An 18,706-nucleotide genomic window follows, 5' to 3' on the forward strand; every position below is an offset into this window, starting at 1 on the left:
AGTGCCGGGGGGCGTGCGAATGTGCAGATCCCTGGCCGTCAGTGACTTGGTTGAGTATTCAATGTGCAGATTCCCTGAAGGAGGGATTCCGCATCTCGCTCGGAACGGACCGTTACTGATCGGTAGCGGAGCGTGTCAGCCCAGAATCGTGTACACCGTGCTCGCCCGAGCCGCGAGCGCCCCCGAGCCGGCGTCGCTCAGCGTGATGTCCGCGAACGCCATCCGTCGGCCCAGCTTCGTCAGGACCGCTTCGATCAGGACATCCGCACCGGACACCGCCCGCTGGAACGACGTCGACTGCTGAACCGTCGTCATCGGTACGAAACCGCCCCGCGCGGCGGACACCGCGATCACCGTCGCCGTGTCGGCGGCCGCCATCAGCGCCTGCCCCGACAACCCGCCGCCCTCCCGGGCCAGCCGCTCCGACCAGGGCAGACGCAGCACGGCCCGGTCCTCGCCCACCGCCTCGACGGTCAGCCCGAGATCGAGCACCCAAGGCGCGAAGTGTGCGATGAGGATCTTGTCGGCTTCCGCGGGGGTCATCGTCATATGGGCGATTGTTCCCGGCCGCTCCGCGCGGCACGCACGACGTGGCCGATTCGCCCTGCCGGCACGGCCGTTGGGAAACGGAATTGAACACACCGCGCGGTGGGTGCGTACCTACGGCCATCCAGGCGCCCCGATACGAGCTGCCCGTCAGTGGCAGACCCCCGTCCCAGGAGGTCGAGAAGTTTGAGTCACAAGCGAATGCCCAAGCGCAAAGCCGCGATAGCGGTGGGCGGTGTCGCGGCGCTCGGAGCGGCGGCCCTCCTGCTGCCGAACGCCAACGCCTCGCAGGACAAGAACGATGCGAACGCGGCGTCGGCGGCAGGCGGCACCGCGAAGACCCTGAAGGCCACCCAGGCGTCCGGCCTGGCCGCCCAGGTCCAGAAGATCCTCGGTGACGCCTTCGCCGGGTCGTACTTCGACAGCGGCAAGCAGCAACTGGTCGTCAACGCGGTCGGCGGCGACAACAACGCGATCGCCCAGGCGAAGAACGCGGGCGCGGTCGTGCGCCAGGTGCAGAACAGCATCAAGGAGCTCAAGGCCGCCGCCGGCACGCTGAAGACCAAGGCGACGATCCCCGGCACCTCGTGGGCCGTGGACCCGCGTACCGACAAGGTCCTCGTCACCGCCGACTCCACCGTCACCGGCGCCAAGTGGAACAGACTGCAGTCGACCGTGCAGGGCCTCGGCTCCGGCATGGCGACGCTGACGAAGTCCGCCGGCGCCTTCAAGACCTTCGTCTCCGGCGGCGACGCCATCTTCTCCCAGACCCAGCAGGGCGGCGTTCGCTGCTCCCTCGGCTTCAACGTCACCGCCTCCGACGGCAGCCCCGCCTTTCTGACGGCCGGTCACTGCGGAGTCGCCGCCAAGGCCTGGTCCGACTCGCAGAACGGACAGCCGGTCGCCACCGTGGACCAGGCCAAGTTCCCCGGCAACGACTTCTCGCTCGTCAAGTACAACGACAAGACCACCCAGGCGCCCAGTGAGGTCAACGCCGGCAACGGCCAGACCGTGCAGATCACCAAGGCCGCCGACGCCACCGTCGGCGAGACCGTGTTCCGCATGGGCTCGACCACCGGGCTGCACAACGGCCAGGTCACCGGCCTCAACGCCACCGTGAACTTCGCGAGCGAGACCGTCCCGGGCGGCACCGACACCGTCAACGGCCTCATCCAGACCAACGTCTGCGCCGAGGCCGGGGACAGCGGCGGCTCCCTGTTCACCCAGGACGGCAGCGCCGTCGGCCTCACCTCCGGCGGCAGCGGAGACTGCAAGAGCGGCGGCGAGACCTTCTTCCAGCCGGTCACCGCCGCCCTGCAGGCCACCGGCGCGACCCTCGGTAACGGCGGTAACGGCGGTAACGGCGGTAACGGGGGCAACGCGGGCAACGGCGGGGGCGACCAGTCGGGCTCGGCCGCCCCGTCGGCCTCGGCCAGCGACCCGTCCGGCGCGGGCGGCGCGCAGATCGGCGGCGCGGGCGACCAGTCGGGTTCCGCCGCCCCGTCCGACTCGGCCACCGACCCGTCCGGCACCGGCACCGGTTCCGGCACGGGCTCCGGTACCGGCTCCGGATCTGGTGACCAGTCCGGCAGTGGGAGCGACCCGTCCGGCGCCGGCTCCGCGAACGACGGGTCGTCGTCTCTGACCGGCACGCGCTGAGCGCCGAGCGCTCCGCTCGGAGTGCGGCGATGGGTGCCGCGATCAGGCCGCCTTTCGTCTGCGGCGCCGTCGCGCCGCCCCCGCCGTCTCTCCGCCGGCCTCACCCGCGGTTCCGGCCGGCGGGGAACGGTCCGGCCCTCCGGCGGGAGGGCCGGACCGCGTCAGGTGCGGTCGGCCGCGCGCAGCAGCAGTACCGCCACGTCGTCCATCCGGTCCCGGGCCGCCGCGCTGTGCTGGACGAGCTCGTCCGCGAGCTTGTCCAGCGGCTGGTCGCCGATCTCCGACAGCAGCCCGCCGAGGCCGACCAGCGAGTCCTCGATGTCGATGCCCGGTGCCTCCACCAGACCGTCGGTGTACAGGACGAGCACCGATCCGGGCGCGAGGGACACCTCGGTCGTCGGATACACCGCGGCCGCGTCGATCCCCAGCAGCGGGCCGCCCGCCAGGTCCAGCACCCGCACCCGTCCGTCCGGCCGTCTCAGCAGCGGCGGCGGATGCCCCGCACGCGCCATGACGGCCTGCCCGCGCGCCGGGTCCAGCCGCAGATACAGACAGCTGGCGAACAGCTCGGTGCCGAGGTCGATGAGCAGCCGGTTGGTGCTGCTCATGACCTCGTGCGGCGCCTGCCCGACCGTGGTGTACGCCCGCACACCGGTGCGGATCTGCCCCATCAGGCCCGCCGCGGTCACGTTGTGCCCCTGGACGTCCCCGATCACGGCCGCCGTGAGCGGCAGGCTCGGCACCAGGTCGTAGAAGTCGCCGCCGATCTCCATGCCATGGGTGGCCGGCAGATAGCGGGCGGCCGCCTCGATGCCGGGCGGCGGGGCCAGCGAGTGCGGCAGCAGGGCCTGCTGGAGGCCGTGAGCGAGCCGGTGTTTGGCGTCGTAGAGCTGGGCCCGCTCCAGAGCCTGCGCGATCAGCCCGCCCAGGGACGTCAGTACGGCCCGCTCGTCGGCCGGGAACACATGCGGCTCCGCATAGGCCAGCACACAGGTGCCGACCGGCCGACCGGACGCGATCAGCGGCAGATACGCCCAGGCCGCGAAGCCGTCCGGGGTCGAGTGCAGCCCCGGATACAGCCGTTCCAGCTCCTCCTGGGAGTCGAAGAACGACGGCACCCCGCTGTTCAGCGCGTGGGTGCCCGGCGTCCGTTCGCTCAGCGGCAGCCCGTGGAACCGCTCCACGGTGTGCGGATCCGGGTACCCGCGATGCCCCAGCACGTGCAGCCGTCCGCCCTGCGTGCCGAGGATCACCAGTGCCTGGCTGCCGACCGCCGCGGCCACCTCGTCCCAGACCAGCTGCACCACGTCCTGCACCCCGGCCGCCTCGGTCAGCGCGGCCGCGAGGCCCAGCACCTGCGAGATCGTCACCAGCCGGGACGGGGACACATCGGCCTGCGGCGCTCCGCGCGCGATCTCCGCCACCGTCCGCGCCCGGGTGATCCGCATGCTCAGCCCGGTCGTGCTCGGATACATCCGGAACGACAGCCACTCGCCCGGCGGGCGCAGCGCCACGAACGACGTCATCTGCTGGCTGAGCAGCGCTCCCCGGTAACGGTCCTCGTACATCGGGTCGTTCAGCCAGGGCACCGACACCCACGGCAGCGTGCCGAGCAGCTCCCCGGCCGGCCGGCCGAGCAGCTCGGCGGCGGCCGCGTTGACGAACGCGATCCGGCCGTGCAGATCCATCGACACCAGCCCATACGGCAGCCGGGACACCATCCGCGCCGCCTCCACCGACCCCAGCGTGTCGGCCACGCCCGCCACTGGCGTCGCCACCACCTCGGCCGTGTCGAGGGCGAGCGGCCGGTCCTCCTGCGCGGCTCGCTCCAGCCGCAGCGCCAGCCGGTCGCAGGCCGCCCACAGCTGGTCGCGTTCCCCGTCGGACAGCTCCGACGGATGCGCGCCGGGCCAGGTCACGAAGACCGCGCCGTACACCTGCCGCTCCGTCGCCACGGGCAGCGCGGCCAGCGCGAACGGGTACGGCAGCACCACCGCGATACGCGGATAGCAGCGGGCCATCGCCTCCTCGCCGCCCACCCACACCAGCCGCCGCTCGCGCACCGCGTCGGCGACCGGGATCGGCGCGCTCAGCCCGACCCGCTCCCACGGCGCCGCGAACGCCCGGGGCATACCCGCGTGCACCGTCATCTCCAGGACCCGCTCCTCGGGCCTGAGCAGATACACCGCGCCGGAGTGCGCCTGCACCTCCTGCATCATCGAGACCAGCGCAAGCGACAGCACCGGCAGGGCGGCGGACGCCCTGTCGGCCGCCGGTGCCGGCCCCGGCCCGTCGGACACGGCGACCACCTCCTCCGCGTCGCGCGTCCTGGGGACAAGATTCCCTCGCGGGGGCGTGCCGCGCACGGCGAGCAGCCGCCCGGCCCGGGCACACGGCCCCTCCTGGCGGGTCGCCTGCCGTACCCCGCCCGCCCGCACCCATGCCCGGGCAACGGAAGCGCGGGCGGCGTACGAGCGCCTCGTGTGCGCCCCCGCGCACCCTGATGGCCGGATCTCCGCGCCCGCAGACGGTATCGGCACCCAAGAATGGGCACGCGTTTTACGCACCGGAGGCGCGGTGCGGATTGTGGCGGGCCGCGAGGGGTGAGAAGGGCGCGGACCGCGACGGCAGGGGTGACGACGAGGAACGGGTGTGGGACGACCATCCGAGGGGGCGGAGCATGATCCGGGTTCTTCTGGTGCACGACGCGTGTCTGGTGCGATCGGTTCTGGCGGAATGGCTGCGGGGGGAGCAGGGACTGGATGTGGACGACACGCCGTGGCGGGGTGCCGCCGCCCGGGTGCGGTCGTTCGGTCCTGACGTGTGCGCGGCGGACCTCGACTGTGCCGACGGCCAAGGCGTGCCGCCGCTCGGCGAGCTGTGTCCGCCCGGGACCGGCGGCAGGCTGCCGGCGCTCGTGGTGCTGGCCCAGGCGAACCGGCCGGGTCTGCTGAAGCAGGCCGCCGAGGCGGGCGCGCTCGGCTTCGTCGACAAGGCCGGCTCGCCGGACCGTCTGGTGCGCGCGATCCGCTCCGTCGCCCGGAGGGAACGTTTCGTCGATGATTCGCTGGGCTTCGGGTTCCTCAAGGCGGCCCAGATGCCGCTCACCAGACGCGAGCTGAGTGTGCTGTCCCTGGCCGCCGCGGGCGCGTCCATCGCGGAGATCGCCGGCAGCCTGCATCTGTCCTACGGCACCGTCCGCAACTACATGGCGTCGATCACCCGCAAGACCGGCGCGCGCAACCGCGTCGACGCGATCCGCATATCGCGGGGCGAGGGATGGGTGTGAAGGGGGTCGTGCCTAGCGGGACAGTGGTGCCGGGCGGGGCGTCCAGCGGCCGGTCAGGTCGCGGTACAGCGCCGAGGCCCGCAGCAGCTCGTCATGGGTGCCGCAGGCGGTGCGCGCGCCGTCCATGACGAGGATCCGGCCGGCGCGGCGGGCGGAACTGATCCGGTGCGCCACGACGATCAGCGTGCCGCCCGGACGCGCCGCGAACGCCCGCTCGGCGCGGGCCTCCGCCTCCGGGTCGAGATGGCAGGTCGCCTCGTCCAGGAGGGCCAGCGGGGCGGCGGAGAGGTAGGCGCGGGTCAGGGCGATCAACTGCCGCTCCCCCGCGGAGAGTTCCGCTGGTGTGACCGGGGCGCCTGGTCCGCCCAGCCTTTTCAGCAGGGGGGTCAGGCCGACCGCGTCGGCGGCCGCCAGCAGCTCGGGCTCCGGTAGGGGCTCGTTGCGGAAGAGGGTCAGGTTCTCGGCCAGGGTGCCGGTGTGGACGTAGGCCTCTTGCGGGATCAGCACGGTTGCCTGCGGCGCCGGGGCGGGGTGGCCGTACACATGGATGCTGCCTTGCTGTGGGGTGAGGAGGCCGGTGATGAGGCTGGTGAGTGTCGACTTGCCGATGCCGCTCGGGCCTACGACGGCCAGGTGGGCGCCTGCTGGGAGGGTGAGGTCGAGGTCGTCCAGGACGGGTTCGCTGGTGGGGCCGTAGGCGAAGGTCAGGGCAGTGACGGCGAGTGCGGTGTGTGCGTCTGGGGAAGGGGGGAGTGCGGTGGTACGGCGGGTGCGGGCTGTGTGTGGCTTGTCGCGGCCACGCGGCGGTAGCCGCATATCAGACACAGCCCCGCGCCCCTTCGGGGGTTGGCCCAGGAGCCGGTTCAGAACCACTGTCAGGCGCGAGCCGCTTGTGCCCAGGCCGTGGATGAGGTTGTTCAGGGCCGGGAGCAGGGACTGGGTGACGTAGGCGAGGGCGCCGACGAGGGCGCCCGGGGTGACGTCGTGGGCCAGCAGCCAGGGAGCGGTGAGCAGGAGCAGGACCGCCGGTAGTTCGCCGCCCACCGCCAGGGCGGCCACGCGGGCCGCGCTCCAGCGGGCCAGGGTGCGGGCGGTCCGTAGTTCCGCGTCGGTGCGTCGGCCGACGCCGTCGGCCGCGCGCTTCTCGGCGCCGGACGCGGTGATGTCCCGCAACCCCGGGAGCACCTCGCCCAGCTCCTGGGCCAGCGCCTCGTCGGCGGTCAGGAACGCCTCCTGCCGGCGGGCCAGCGGTCCGAGCGTCGCGGCGAACAGGGCCACCCCGGCGAGCAGCGGCGGCAGGACGACCGCGAGCAGCAGCGGCGCCAGTGAGCACAGGCCGATCAGGGCGCCGGCGGCGGTGAACAGGAACGAACGGGTCACCATCACCACCCCGGCGAGTGTGTCCCGGGCGATCTCCACCTGCTGGGTCAGCCCGGACAGTGCCCCAGCGTCCGCCTCCCGCACCCCGCGCGCGACCACCGCCGTCACCAGCCGGTCCCGGGCCGGTTCGACCAGCGCGGCGACCACGCCGTACACCCGCCCGGTCCCGTATGCCCCGGCACACACGGAGAGCCCCGCGGCCCCCAGCCACAGCAGTCCGGTCCGCGCGTTCCCGGCCAGGAACCCGGCGTCCAGGGCTCGTGCGAGGGCGTATCCGACGAGGAACGTCTGTCCCGCCTCCAGCACGGACCATGCGCCGAGCCGGACCAGGACCCGCCACCGCGCCCGCAGAAACCGGCAGGCCCGGCGCGCACGGATTCCCGAGCCGCGCACGCCCGTCAACTCCCGCTCCCGGTCCGGTACATGTCTCCCCGTGGCTGTTCGTTCCGGTCGCCGTCCGGCGTTCGTCGTCGCCCGTCACATACGTCCGTCTGCTCCTGACCACCGCCGGCCTCGGCATCACGCGTGCCGTCGCCCCCGAACACCGCCCGGTACTCCGGCTCCCGCCACAGCTCCCGGTGTGTGCCGACGGCCCTGACCCGGCCGGCGTCCAGCCAGGCGACCCGGTCCGCGCGGGCCGCGGTCGTCGCGCGGTGGGCGATCAGCAGGCGGGTGCGGTCCGGGTCGGCGGCCAGCAGGGTCTCGGTGATCCGGTGTTCCGTGACCGTGTCGAGGCTGGACAGGGCGTCGTCGAGGATCAACAGCCTGCCGCCGTGGGCGAAGGCGCGGGCGAGGCCGAGGCGTTGGGCCTCGCCGCCGGAACGGGGCGCGTCGGCGGTTCGGGTGGCGTAGCCGGCGGGGAGGCGCCGTACGAAGTCGTCGGCGTGGGCTCGCCGGGCGGCGGCGCGGACGGCGGCCGGTGTGGTGCCCGGGCGCCCGAAGGCGATGGTGTCCTCGATGGTCGTGCCCGGCAGGACGGGCCGCTCGAAGGCGTAGGCGACGGTGCGGCGCAGTTCGGCGTGGGTGAGGTCGCGCAGCCGGACGCCGTCGAGGAGGACCTCGCCCGCGTCGGGGTCGGCGAGCCGGCCGGCGACCTGTGCGAGCAGTGACTTGCCGGCGCCGGAACGGCCGACGACCGCCAGGGTGGTGCCGCCCGGGACGGTCAGCTCGACCCCGTCCAGGACGGTTCGCCCGCCCCGGCAGGCGGTGACCGCCCGTAGCTCCAGCCGGCCGTTGCCGGGCGGGAGTTGGCCGGTGCCGTGTGCGGGCGCGGGCTCGGCCAGAACCTCGGCGAGCCGGCCGGTCGCCGCGCGGGCCCGGCCGAGCGCGGCGAGCTGTCCGACGAGCGCGCCGACACCCGTGGCGAGCACCGCATACCGCGAGGCGGCCAGCATCTCGCCCACCGACACGCGGTGCCGGGCCAGCAGCAGTCCGGCCACCGCGAGAACGCCCAGGTTCAGCAGCGGTGCCACGGTGACCGCCTGCGCGGCGGCCCGGCCCTGCACCCGCCACATGCGGTGTCCGGCGTGCGACAGTTCGGGCAGCGGCGCCAGGATCCGGGCGGTCTCGCGCTCCTCGGCGCCCGCGGCCCGGATCGTACGGAACCCGCCGACCGCCTCCGCCAGCGCGCCGGCGATCCGGCCCTGCACCCGCTGGTAGTCGGCCACGCATGCCGTGGTGTCCCGGGCGAAGGCACGCAGCAGCAGGGCCAGGACCGGCGCCCCGGCCAGGAACACGGCAGCCAGGCAGGGGTCGATGAGGGCGAGCGCGACCACGCCCCCGACGGGCCCGGCGAACGCGGCGAGCAGCGCGGCCAGCGCGCCCGGCGCCGTCCCGGCCTGCGCGGCGTTGCCGACCAGCCGCGCCACCAGGTCCCCGGCGCCGAACCGGGCGGTGGCCCGCGGGCCCAGCGCCAGGACGTGCCCGGTGAGGCGCCGGCGCAGCCATGCGGTGGCCCGGGCGTCACAGGTGCCGGTGACCACGCTCGCGCAGCCGTCCAGCAGGGCCAGCAGCAGGACGAGGCCGGCACAGCCGCCGATCCAGCGGGCGGCCGGGGCGTGGGCCAGCAGCAGGTCCAGGGTGTGGCCGAGGAGGGCGGGCAGGAGGAGACCGGTCGCCGTGGCGGCCGTACTCACGGCGCACAGCGCGGCACAGCGGGCGCCGCCCTGGCGCAGCACCGCGCGCGACAGGGCACGACCGGCCGCCGAAGTGGCGCTGTCGGGGCGGGAGTTCATCGACGGGGCCTCGCTGGGTCGGACGGCAACGGGAGGGCCAGGGAGGCGAGGGCCGGGAAGGCCGTCCCCTCGCGGACGCACTCTGGCGCCCCTTTCAGCCGGAGGGCTCCGGACGGCCACTCCCACGCGGGAGGGCGCCGTCCGGAGCCGTGGACTCACCGGCTCGGTCAGAGGCAGAGCAGAACGCTCGCCGCGGAGACACAGGAGAGCAGGCTCACCGTGCTCGCGCCGTCGTGGGCGTCCGTCTCGGACTCGAGGGTCTGCAGGTCGAGAAGTGCCATGGTCGTGGTCCTTTCCCTTGATTTGGGGACGGGGTTGTGTCACGACTCCGTCAGGTCGCGGAGCCGCGGGTGCGGGCCGCCGGTGGCGGCGGGAGGAAGGGCAGGTGCGCGGTGCGGGCGCCGTCGCGGGCCGCGGCGAGCGCGAGCAGGCAGCCTGCCGTGCCGGTGGCGAGGTCCATGGAGAGCCGCATCATCTGGTGCCCGGGGAAGGCCAGTTGGCCCTGGTAGTCCATCGCGAACCAGCCGAGCCCCGCGATCTGCTGCTCCAGCCGCTCGGGTGTGGCGCCCGGGGCGGAGCAGCGGGCGAGGTGCAGGATCAGTCCGGCGCGGCCCTGGAAAAGGCCGGGCTGGGCGTAGAAACGGGAGGTGGCGGCGGTCAGGATGCCGGCCCGGGCGCGCTCGAACGCCACGCTGTCCGCATGCGCCGGCGAGCCGCTGTCCCGGTGCGCAGGACAGCTGCTGTCCGGCCGCGCGGGAGAGTCGCTGTCCCGGTGCGCCAGGTAGTCGTCGAGGACGAGCCCGATCCCCGCGCTGCCGTCGCCGAGGTAGGGCAGCGTCCGCCAGCCCTCGTCCACCTCCAGACCGCCGCCCGCTTCCTGGACGACACAGCAGTCAAGGTCGCGGCGGAGCGCCTCGCCCGCCGCCGTCAGGCAGCGTCCGTCGCCGGTCTGCTCGTACCGGCGCAGGAGGAACAGCGCGGGCCCGGTCGCGCCGCGCAGCAGTCCGGCGCGCCGGCGCGGGGTGTCCGGAAGCGGTTCGGCGAGCCGTCGTACGAGGATCTCGGCGGCCTCGGCGGCGTGTTGCCGCAGGGCCGCCTCGCCGGTCGTGTCCGCGAGCCGGTCGAGGACCAGGCCAAGCCCGGCGAGTCCGCCGTGCAGGTCGGAGGCGAGTGCGCGCCAGTTCTCCCGCAGGATGCCGTCGATCAGGTCCAACGCCCGCCGGCGATGGCCGAGTCGGTCGAGGACCAGGGCGACGCCCGCCAGGCCGTCGTACAGGCCGAGCGGGGTGCCGGGCGGTGACGGGGCGGTGCGGTCGAGCAGCCAGCGCTCGCCCTCGTCGTAGCGGCCGGCCCCGGACGCCTGGAGCGCGTACAGCACGCCGGCCGCGCCGTGCGCGAGGCCGAGGCCGCCGCCGTCCGCGAACTGGGCGATGTCACCGGGAAAGAGCCGGTCGTCGCGTTCCGGGGTGGCGGAGGCGAGGATCGCCTTCACCATCGAGTCCCGGCTGTAGGGCCAGTCGCCGGGTACCACCGGCGGGGCCGGCCGGGCGCGTCTCCCACCCGAGGCGTCCCGGGTGATCTCCGCCACCGCCTCGTCCAGGAAGGCGCGCGGTACGTCAGGGAACTGCTCGGCGATCACCTCGGCGAGATGCGCCGCCTTGCCCCGGTCCACCACGAACAGCGTGGTCACCGGCAGGAACAGGGCGAGCCGCAGACAGGCCAGCGCATAGCGGTCGACATCCGCGCCGCGGCGGTCCGGCGGGGCGAAGAAACCGGGGTGGGCGACGGTCTGCCGGGCGTTCTCCGCGGCGGGCGCGGCGGCCTCGAAGTCGATGAGATACACCGACTGTTCGTCCTCCGCCACCATGATGTTGAAGACATGCAGGTCGTTGAAGACCAGCCCGCGCTCGTGCACCGCCGCCACCGCCCGCTCGACCGCCGCGTGGATCCGCAGCGCCCACGCCGTGTACGCGGCGATCCGGGCCGGGTCGGGGTCGGGCGTGAGCAGCGGATGCCGCTGGGCGAAGAAGGAGTTGAGCGGACGGCCCGCCAGCTGGTCCATGACCAGGAACCGGTGCTCGCCGAGCGTGAACCAGTCCCGTACCTCGGGCACCACACCCGTCCCGGCGACCCGTTCCAGCGCCGCCTTCTCCCGCTCCAGCCGGGCCACCGCGTCCGCGCCGTCGGCTGCAAGCCCCGCGTGCGGCCGTGCCTCCTTCAGCACCACCCGGCGTCCGTCCCGGGTGTCGGTGCCGGCATACACCCCGCCGCCGTTGGAGAAGTGCAGCGCCTTCTCGATGCGGTACGGCAGCTCGCCGACCGTCGTGGTGTTGCGGGCCTCCAGATGCGGCCGCAGGAACGCGGGCAGCGTCACCCAGCCGGGCACCTGGAAGGACGGGGTGCGCCGGTCCGGAACGAGCCTGCCCGCGCCGTCGGCGACCGCGAGGACCAGTGAGCCGCGCTCGTCGACGACGTACCGGCGGGCGAAGGCGCCGTAGCGGACATAGAGCGGGCCGTCGTGCCAGCGCAGGTCTGTGAGGATGTACGGACCCTCGAAACCCTCCAGCAGCGCGCCCAGTTCACGCAGCGTCCGCTGCAACTGCTCCTCGTCCGCCGGATACAGCGTGACGAACTTGCCGCTGGTGTCACGGCCCGCGTACTTGGCGTTGCGCAGGTGCAGCAGGTGCGGGCCCGGCACGAACTTGAAGGGGATGCGGCGCGGCACGCAGTAGTCCCACACGATGCCCGCGATCCGTTCCGCGTTCGCGGCGGTCGCCGAGGAGTGGATCTTCCAGCCCTGCGCCGGTGCGTCGAGCGGCGTGCCGGCGGCGTTCACCGGGGTCAGCGTCAGCCAGTCGCCGGAGCGCGCCGCCCGCCAGCCGTCCGGGACGGTGCGACGCGCCGTCGCGAACAGCGGTGCCGGCTCACCCCCCGCCCCCGCGAGCCGGTCGGGCGTGTCGTAGAAGTGCCCGTCGGCGAGCGCGTACACCTCGTACCGCTTGTCCATGCGCCTTATGCCCCTCCCGGTGTGAACGCAGAAGACACTCCCAGGAGCCGGGTGGTCGCGGACAGTCACGTCTGTCACGAGGACACCATGCGGAACTCACGGGTCAAGATGCGTTCGGCGCCTTTCGAACGAAGCGGGCGCGCCGGAGCAGCCGGACCGCCCACAGGGGCTGCGCGGTGCGCCCGTACGCGCTGTAATGGCGAACGTGGTCAGTGAGGGCGCTGCGATCAGCGGAACGCGAACGGCGCCGGAGCGTGCCGAAGCCGCCCTGGACACGCTCACCACGGCATCCGCCACCCCGGACCGGCTCCGCCGGGTCCTCGAACAGGCGCTGGTGTTCGCCGGGGCGGCCTTCGCAGGGGTGTACACGCCCGGCGACGACCCGTCCGAGCTGTGCCTCGCCGAGTCGGCGGGCCTGCCGCGCACCCTGTACGGGCTCCGCGACGGCTATCCGGCGGCCGGCGGGTCCCCGGTCGCCGAGGCGCACCGCACCGGACACCCGCGCTGGCTCGGCCCCGCGGAGCTGGCCGGCGGCCCCGAGGCACGCCGCACCCCGTCCGCGGACTTCTCCGTGGCCGTCCTGCCGCTCGGCGCAGCGGGCGGCGGCTGTCTGCTCGCCGTCACCGAGCACCCCGCAGGCTTCGGCACCGACGACCGCGCCTGCCTGGAGCTGGTCGCCCGCGCGGTCGCCGTACCCGCACCGGCCGGCCCCGCCGGTGACGGCGGCGAGCTGGCGCCGGACGCCTTCAGCCTGGCCATGGACAGCGGCCGGATCGAGGTCGGGGACGACATCCTGCGGCTGTTCGGGCTCGGCCGGGACGGCTTCGACGGCCGGGTCGAGACCCTGCTCGGGCTGTGCGTGCCCGAGGACCTGCCCGCGCTGATGTCCGTCGTCGAGGCCGACCACATGTCCATCGGCGACCGCGAGCTGGAGTTCCGCATCCTGCAGCCCTCAGGACCGCCCAAGTGGCTGCGGCTGCGTGGCCGGCTGCTGCCCGGCGGCGAGGGCCACGCAGCCCGGCTCGTCGGCACCGTCGCCGACGCCTCCACCCTGCGCACCGGCGTCACCGACGTGGCCCGGGTGCAGCGCCTGGCCGCCGCCCTCGCCACCGCGGGCACCGTCAAGGACGTCGGCAAGGCCGTCGTGGCCGCGCTGCGCCGGCCCTTGCGCGCCGACCGGATCGCGCTCGCCGAACTGGAGAACGACCGTCTCGTCGTCACCGTCCTCGACCCGCCCGAACCCGAGGCCTGGCCCGACCTGTGGCGCAGCGAGTGGCGCACCGAATGGCCGGACGCGCCGGTGCGGGCCATGCCCACCCTGGCCGCCGCGCTGCGCGAGGGCCGCGCCCGGATCTGGCCGGCCGGCAGCGCGCTGGAACCCGCCCTCGCCGAGGTCGGCCCCGGCGGCCTCGCCGTGCTGCCGCTGCCCGCCGGCGGCCGGATGGCCGGCGCCTGTCTGATCGGCTGGGACCGCCCGCACGACTTCGGCCCCGACGAACGCGCCCTGCTCACCGCCTGCGCGGGCCTCGCAGGCCAGGCCCTGCTGCGCGCCCACGCCTTCGACGCCGAGCACGAACTCGTCGGCATGCTCCAGCGCACCCTGCTGCCGCGCCGTCTGCCCCGGCTGCCCGGCGCGGTCGCCGTCGCCCGGTACCTGCCGACCACGGCAGGCCTGGAGGTCGGCGGCGACTGGTACGACGTGATCCCGCTCGCCGACAATCACGTGGCCCTCGTCATCGGCGACGTCCAGGGGCACAACGCGGGCGCCGCCACCGTGATGGGCCAGATGCGCACCGCGCTGCGCGCCTACGCCGCCGAGGGCCACCCGCCGGACGTGGTGGTGGCGCACGCCAACCGGCTGCTGCTGGAGATGGAGACCGACCTGTTCGCGACCTGCGCCTACGTCGACGTCGACATGGAGCAGGGCACCGCCTGGTGCGTGCGCGCCGGGCATCTCCAGCCCGTGCTGCGCCACCCGGACGGCACCGCCGAGATCGTCCGCGCCGAGGGCGGACCGCCGCTCGGGGTGCTCGGCCAGACCGAGTTCCCGATGACCCCGCTGCGGCTGCTGCCCGGCACGGTGATCGCGCTGACCACCGACGGCCTGGTGGAGGCGCCGGACACCGACATCGACGCCGGCATGGACCGGCTCGCCGCCCGGCTGGCCGCCGCCGACCCGGCGCACCTCGGGCTGGTCGCCGACGCGCTGCTCACCGGCGCCCACCGCCGCGACGACGTGGCTCTGCTGCTGATGCGCTACGACGGCCTGGCCGTACGCCCGCTGCGCGAGAGCTGGACGGTGTGGCGGGTACCGGAGGCGGTACGGCACGCCCGCCGCTTCACCCGGCGCACCCTGCGTGCCTGGGGCATCTCGCAGGACACCATGGACACGGCCCTGCTGGTGGTCTCCGAACTCGTCACCAACGCCCTCGTGCACACCGACGGCCAGGTCCGCCTCGACATGAGCCTGGTCAACCACCGCCTGCGACTCGCCGTCGCCGACTCCTCCCCGCGCAGCCCCGTCAAACCCACCAGCATCGGCTGGGAGGCCACCGGCGGCCGGGGCATCCTGCTGGTGGAGGCCGTGTCGGCGGCCTGGGGCACACTCCCGGTCAGCGGCGGCAAGCAGGTGTGGGCGGACCTCGTCCCCGACGGCTGACGGCCACACGGGTGCGTTCACGGGGGCGTTCCGGCAGGTTGGAGGGGCATCTGCGGAACGCGGTGCCTAGGGTCGATAGGCGTGGCACACACCTTCCAAGAACTCGTCCAGAAGCAGCGCGCGGCCGACGCGGCCCACGCCACGGTCGAGGAGCTGCGGGACACGTACGGCCCGCCGGCCGAGCGGGGGATGACCGGCGCCCAGTCCGGCACCTACGAGACCGCGCTGCGCGCCTGGCGGGACCTGGCCCGGGACGTGCAGACCGCGGTGAGCGAGTACGCGAAGGAGAGCGGCCGGGCACGCCCCGAGGTCGAGGCCGAGGTGGCCCGGGCGGCGGCGGAGCCCGAGGACGCATGAACCGGGCCGGCCGCCGCGGCGAGCGGCTGGTGGACGCCGTGGACGCCCGGCTGCCCGTACTGGACGGCGGCCCGCTGCTGCGCAAGGCCTTCCCCGACCACTGGTCCTTCCTGCTCGGTGAACTCGCCCTGTACAGCCTGCTGGTGCTGATCCTGACCGGGGTCTGGCTGACCCTGTTCTTCCAGCCGGAGATGCGCGAGGTGGTGTACGCGGGCCCCTACCAGCCGCTGCGTGGAGTGCGCATGTCGGCCGCCTTCGACTCCACCCTGCACATCAGCTTCGACGTGCGCGGCGGACTGCTGATGCGGCAGACCCACCACTGGGCCGCGCTGGTCTTCGTCGCCGCGATCGGCGTGCACATGCTGCGGATCTTCTTCACCGGCGCCTTCCGCCGGCCCCGCGAACTGAACTGGGCCATCGGGCTCACCCTGTTCGTGGTCTCGCTCGCCGAGGGCTTCGCCGGCTACTCCCTCCCCGACGACCTGCTCTCCGGGACCGGGTTGCGCATCGCGCAGGGCATCATGCTGTCGATCCCGGTCGTCGGCACGTACGTGGCCTTCTTCGTGTTCGGCGGCCAGTACCCGGCCCACGACATCGTCACGCGCCTGTACCCGATGCACATCCTGCTGCTCCCCGGTGCCCTCATCGCCCTGGTCGCCGTACATCTGATCCTGGTGGTGCATCTCAAGCACACCCAGTGGCGCGGCCCGGGCCGCACCCAGGGCAACGCCGTCGGCAAGCCGTTCTTCGCGCAGTTCACCGCCTCCTCCGGCGGCCTGGCCGTAGCCGCCACCGGCCTGCTGGTGCTCCTCTCCGGCCTCGCCCAGGTCAACCCCGTCTGGAACTACGGCCCCTACCGCCCCGACCAGGCCTCCACCGGCTCCCAGCCCGACTGGTACGTCGGCTTCCTGGAGGGCGCGCTGCGGCTGGTCCCGCCGTGGGAGACGAACCTCGCGGGCCACACCCTCATGTGGAACGTCCTGCTCCCGGCGATCGTGCTGCCGGGTCTGCTGTTCGCCGTGCTGTACGCCTATCCGTTCGTGGAGCAGCGGCTGACCGGGGAATGGCGAACGGAGCGGCACCTGTGCGACCGTCCCCGCGAGCGGCCCGTACGCACCGGGCTCGGCGTGGCGGGCACCGTGTTCTACGGCGTGCTGCTGCTGGCCGGCGGCAACGACGTCATCGCCCAGACCTTCCGTATCTCCGTCAACGTCCTGACCTGGGTACTGCGCGTCGCCCTGATCGCGGCACCGGTCCTCGCCTTCCTGGTCACCCGCTGGCTGTGCCGGGCTCTCATGGCGGCCGAGACCGAGCGGCTCGCCGAGGGCGTGCCCACCGGCGAGATCCGCCAGAGCCTCACCGGCGGCTACGAGACCGACCACGTGCCCGTCGCGGCGTTCCGGCCCGGTGCCCCGCGCAGACCGCTCACCGGTACGCGTACTGGAACACCATCCCGTACACCCCGCGCACCAGAATCCCCAGACCGATGAGGAACAGCCACAGCCCGAAGACCACCCCCGTCGCCGTCACCGCGAAACCCAGCGCGGTGACGATCGGCCACAGACTCTCGTCGGGGAAGAACGCCACCGGCCCGGCCCCGTCCGCCACTTCCGCGTCGGTGCGATCCTGGGCCCGCGTCCCGCGGCGCCGGTACTGGATCAGACAGAAGAACGCGACCAGCGCGGCCATCCCGCACGCGACGACCAGCGCGACCGTGCCCGTCTCGTCCCCCGACCACACCCCGTACAGCGCCGCCGACCCGCCGAAGAACACCGCGACCCCGCCGAACAGCATCGCCTCCGTCCTCACCGGGTGCCCTCCGCCTCGGCTCTGCGCACGACCTCCGGATGGTGCAGATCGAAGGCGGGCGACTCCGAGCGCACCCGGGGCAGCGCCAGGAAGTTGTGCCGCGGCGGCGGGCAGGACGTCGCCCACTCCAGGCCGCGCCCCCACCCCCACGGGTCGTCCACGGTGACCTGCTCGCCCTTGGCCGCGGTGCGCCACACGTTGTAGAGGAAGGGCAGGGTGGAGACGCCCAGCAGGAACGCGCCCGCCGACGACAGGGTGTTGAGCAGCGTGAAGCCGTCCGCGGGCAGATAGTCCGCGTACCGGCGGGGCATGCCGGCCTCGCCGAGCCAGTGCTGCACCAGGAAGGTCAGCTGGAACGCCGGGAACAGCAGCCAGAAGTGGAGTTTGCCGAGCCGCTCGTCCAGCATCTTCCCGGTGAACTTCGGCCACCAGAAGTAGAACCCGGCGAACATCGCGAACACCACCGTGCCGAACAGCACATAGTGCAGATGCGCCACGATGAAGTAGGTGTCGGTCAGATGGAAGTCCAGCGGCGGCGAGGCGATCAGCACCCCGCTCAGCCCGCCCAGCAGGAAGGACACCAGAAAGCCCAGCGACCACAGCATCGGCGTCTCGAACGACACCGAGCCGTGCACCATCGTGCCGATCCACGCGAAGAACTTGATACCTGTGGGCACCGCGATCAGGAACGACATCAAGGAGAAGAACGGCAGCAGCACCGCACCGGTGGCGAACATGTGGTGCGCCCACACCACCGCCGACAGCATGGTGATCGCGATGGTGGCCCCGACCATCGGCACATAGCCGAAGAGCGGCTTGCGGGAGAACACCGGCAGGATCTCCGAGACGATCCCGAAGAACGGCAGCGCCACGATGTAGACCTCCGGATGCCCGAAGAACCAGAACAGGTGCTGCCACAGCAGTGCGCCCCCGTTCGCCGCGTCGAAGACATGCGCCCCGAACTTCCGGTCCGCCTCCAGCACCAGCAGCGCCGCCGCGAGCACCGGGAACGCGGGCAGGATCAGGATCGAGGTGAACAGCACGTTCCAGGTGAAGATCGGCATCCGGAACATCGTCATGCCCGGCGCGCGCAGGCACAGGATGGTGGCGATGAAGTTCACCGCGGTCAGCGTCGTCGACACACCCGAGACCACCAGCCCCATCGCCCACAGGTCGCCGCCCGCGCCGGGGGAGAAGTAGGCGCTGTTCAGCGGCGCGTAGGCGAACCAGCCGAAGGCCGCCGCCCCACCGGGCACCAGAAAGCCGGAGACCACCATCAGGCCGCCGAACAGGTACATCCAGTACGACAGCGCGTTCAGCCGGGGGAACGCCAGGTCCGGCGAGCCGATCTGCAGCGGCATCACGGCGTTGGCGAACCCGGCGAACATCGGGGTCGCGAACAGCAGCATCATGATCGTGCCGTGGATCGTGAAGAACTGGTTGTAGCCCTGCTGGCTCAGGAACTGCAGGCCCGGCCGGGCGAGTTCCGCGCGCATGCCGAGGGCGAGCAGCCCGGCGAACAGGAAGAAGCAGAACGCCGTGACCATGTAGAGCCGGCCGATCACCTTGTGGTCGGCGGTGGAGAGCCGGCGCAGGAGGGTCCGGCCGGGACGCGGGGCGGGTGCCGTGTACCGTGCGACGACATCCTTGATGTCCGAGATGTCCGATAGTTCCGTCATCGCGAGTGACGCTACCCGGCAAACTTCCGTCGGCATCAGAGCCATGCCGCCCCGACGCCCCAGTCGTACGAACAGGGCCAGATTCAG

General features: G+C 73.2%; 12 protein-coding genes and 1 pseudogene. 5 read left to right on the top strand and 8 right to left on the bottom strand.

The features are described 5' to 3' along the window. Positions 1-135: 135 nt before the first annotated feature. The gene (locus AV521_RS02275) at positions 136-549 is read right to left on the bottom strand and encodes a PaaI family thioesterase (protein WP_076082591.1); all 414 of its coding nucleotides are present in this window, start codon (positions 547-549) and stop codon (positions 136-138) included. A gap of 198 nt (positions 550-747) precedes the next feature. Here AV521_RS02275 and AV521_RS02280 point away from each other — a divergent pair, with 198 nt between their 5' ends. Further along, complete coding sequence (locus AV521_RS02280; RefSeq protein WP_076082593.1) at positions 748-2,205, top strand: S1 family peptidase; 1,458 nt, start codon at positions 748-750, stop codon at positions 2,203-2,205. Between the two features lie 161 nt (positions 2,206-2,366). Here AV521_RS02280 and AV521_RS02285 read toward each other — a convergent pair whose 3' ends face one another. Continuing rightward, positions 2,367-4,514 (bottom strand): SpoIIE family protein phosphatase, encoded by a 2,148-nt coding sequence (locus AV521_RS02285; RefSeq protein ID WP_371916994.1) that lies wholly within the window; start codon positions 4,512-4,514, stop codon positions 2,367-2,369. Positions 4,515-4,885: 371 nt separating this feature from the next. On the opposite strand from AV521_RS02285, the gene AV521_RS02290 reads away from it, so the two are divergent. Continuing rightward, positions 4,886-5,494 carry a response regulator transcription factor gene (locus AV521_RS02290; RefSeq protein WP_076082595.1) on the top strand — a complete coding sequence of 203 codons (609 nt, stop codon included), beginning with the start codon at positions 4,886-4,888 and terminating at the stop codon, positions 5,492-5,494. A gap of 24 nt (positions 5,495-5,518) precedes the next feature. Here the strand turns inward: AV521_RS02290 and AV521_RS02295 are convergent. The 4 genes and pseudogenes from AV521_RS02295 to lanKC form a co-directional block, all read right to left on the bottom strand. Further along, a pseudogene (locus tag AV521_RS02295) lies at positions 5,519-7,267 on the bottom strand (ATP-binding cassette domain-containing protein); the annotation flags it as partial. Between the two features lie 5 nt (positions 7,268-7,272). After that, a complete protein-coding gene (locus tag AV521_RS02300; protein ID WP_079249077.1) occupies positions 7,273-9,108 on the bottom strand; it encodes an ABC transporter ATP-binding protein in 1,836 nt (611 codons plus the stop codon). Between the two features lie 167 nt (positions 9,109-9,275). Next, the gene (locus AV521_RS02305; RefSeq protein WP_076082597.1) at positions 9,276-9,389 is read right to left on the bottom strand and encodes a SapB/AmfS family lanthipeptide; all 114 of its coding nucleotides are present in this window, start codon (positions 9,387-9,389) and stop codon (positions 9,276-9,278) included. Between the two features lie 50 nt (positions 9,390-9,439). Then, the gene (gene lanKC / locus AV521_RS02310; protein WP_076082598.1) at positions 9,440-12,115 is read right to left on the bottom strand and encodes a class III lanthionine synthetase LanKC; all 2,676 of its coding nucleotides are present in this window, start codon (positions 12,113-12,115) and stop codon (positions 9,440-9,442) included. Positions 12,116-12,311: 196 nt separating this feature from the next. On the opposite strand from lanKC, the gene AV521_RS02315 reads away from it, so the two are divergent. The 3 genes from AV521_RS02315 (at position 12,312) to AV521_RS02325 (ending at position 16,621) form a co-directional block, all read left to right on the top strand. Then, positions 12,312-14,774, top strand: coding sequence for a SpoIIE family protein phosphatase (locus tag AV521_RS02315; RefSeq protein WP_076082599.1), 2,463 nt, complete (start codon positions 12,312-12,314; stop codon positions 14,772-14,774). 81 nt (positions 14,775-14,855) lie between these two features. Further along, positions 14,856-15,131, top strand: a complete 276-nt coding sequence (locus AV521_RS02320) for a hypothetical protein (protein WP_076082600.1) — start codon at positions 14,856-14,858, stop codon at positions 15,129-15,131. Next, a complete protein-coding gene (locus AV521_RS02325; protein WP_079249078.1) occupies positions 15,128-16,621 on the top strand; it encodes a cytochrome bc complex cytochrome b subunit in 1,494 nt (497 codons plus the stop codon). Before AV521_RS02320 ends, AV521_RS02325 begins: the two co-directional genes overlap by 4 nt. On the opposite strand, the gene AV521_RS02330 is transcribed toward AV521_RS02325, so the two are convergent. Both AV521_RS02330 and ctaD read right to left on the bottom strand, forming a co-directional pair. Continuing rightward, entirely contained in the window at positions 16,557-16,940 is a 384-nt protein-coding gene (locus AV521_RS02330; RefSeq protein ID WP_076082601.1) for a cytochrome c oxidase subunit 4, read from the bottom strand. The two genes, AV521_RS02325 and AV521_RS02330, sit on opposite strands and share 65 nt — an antisense overlap. Further along, the gene (gene ctaD, locus AV521_RS02335; protein ID WP_079249079.1) at positions 16,937-18,619 is read right to left on the bottom strand and encodes a cytochrome c oxidase subunit I; all 1,683 of its coding nucleotides are present in this window, start codon (positions 18,617-18,619) and stop codon (positions 16,937-16,939) included. The genes AV521_RS02330 and ctaD overlap by 4 nt, the downstream gene beginning before the upstream one ends. Positions 18,620-18,706 lie beyond the last annotated feature (87 nt).

Source organism: Streptomyces sp. IMTB 2501, from assembly GCF_001953885.1.
Classification (GTDB): domain Bacteria; phylum Actinomycetota; class Actinomycetes; order Streptomycetales; family Streptomycetaceae; genus Streptomyces.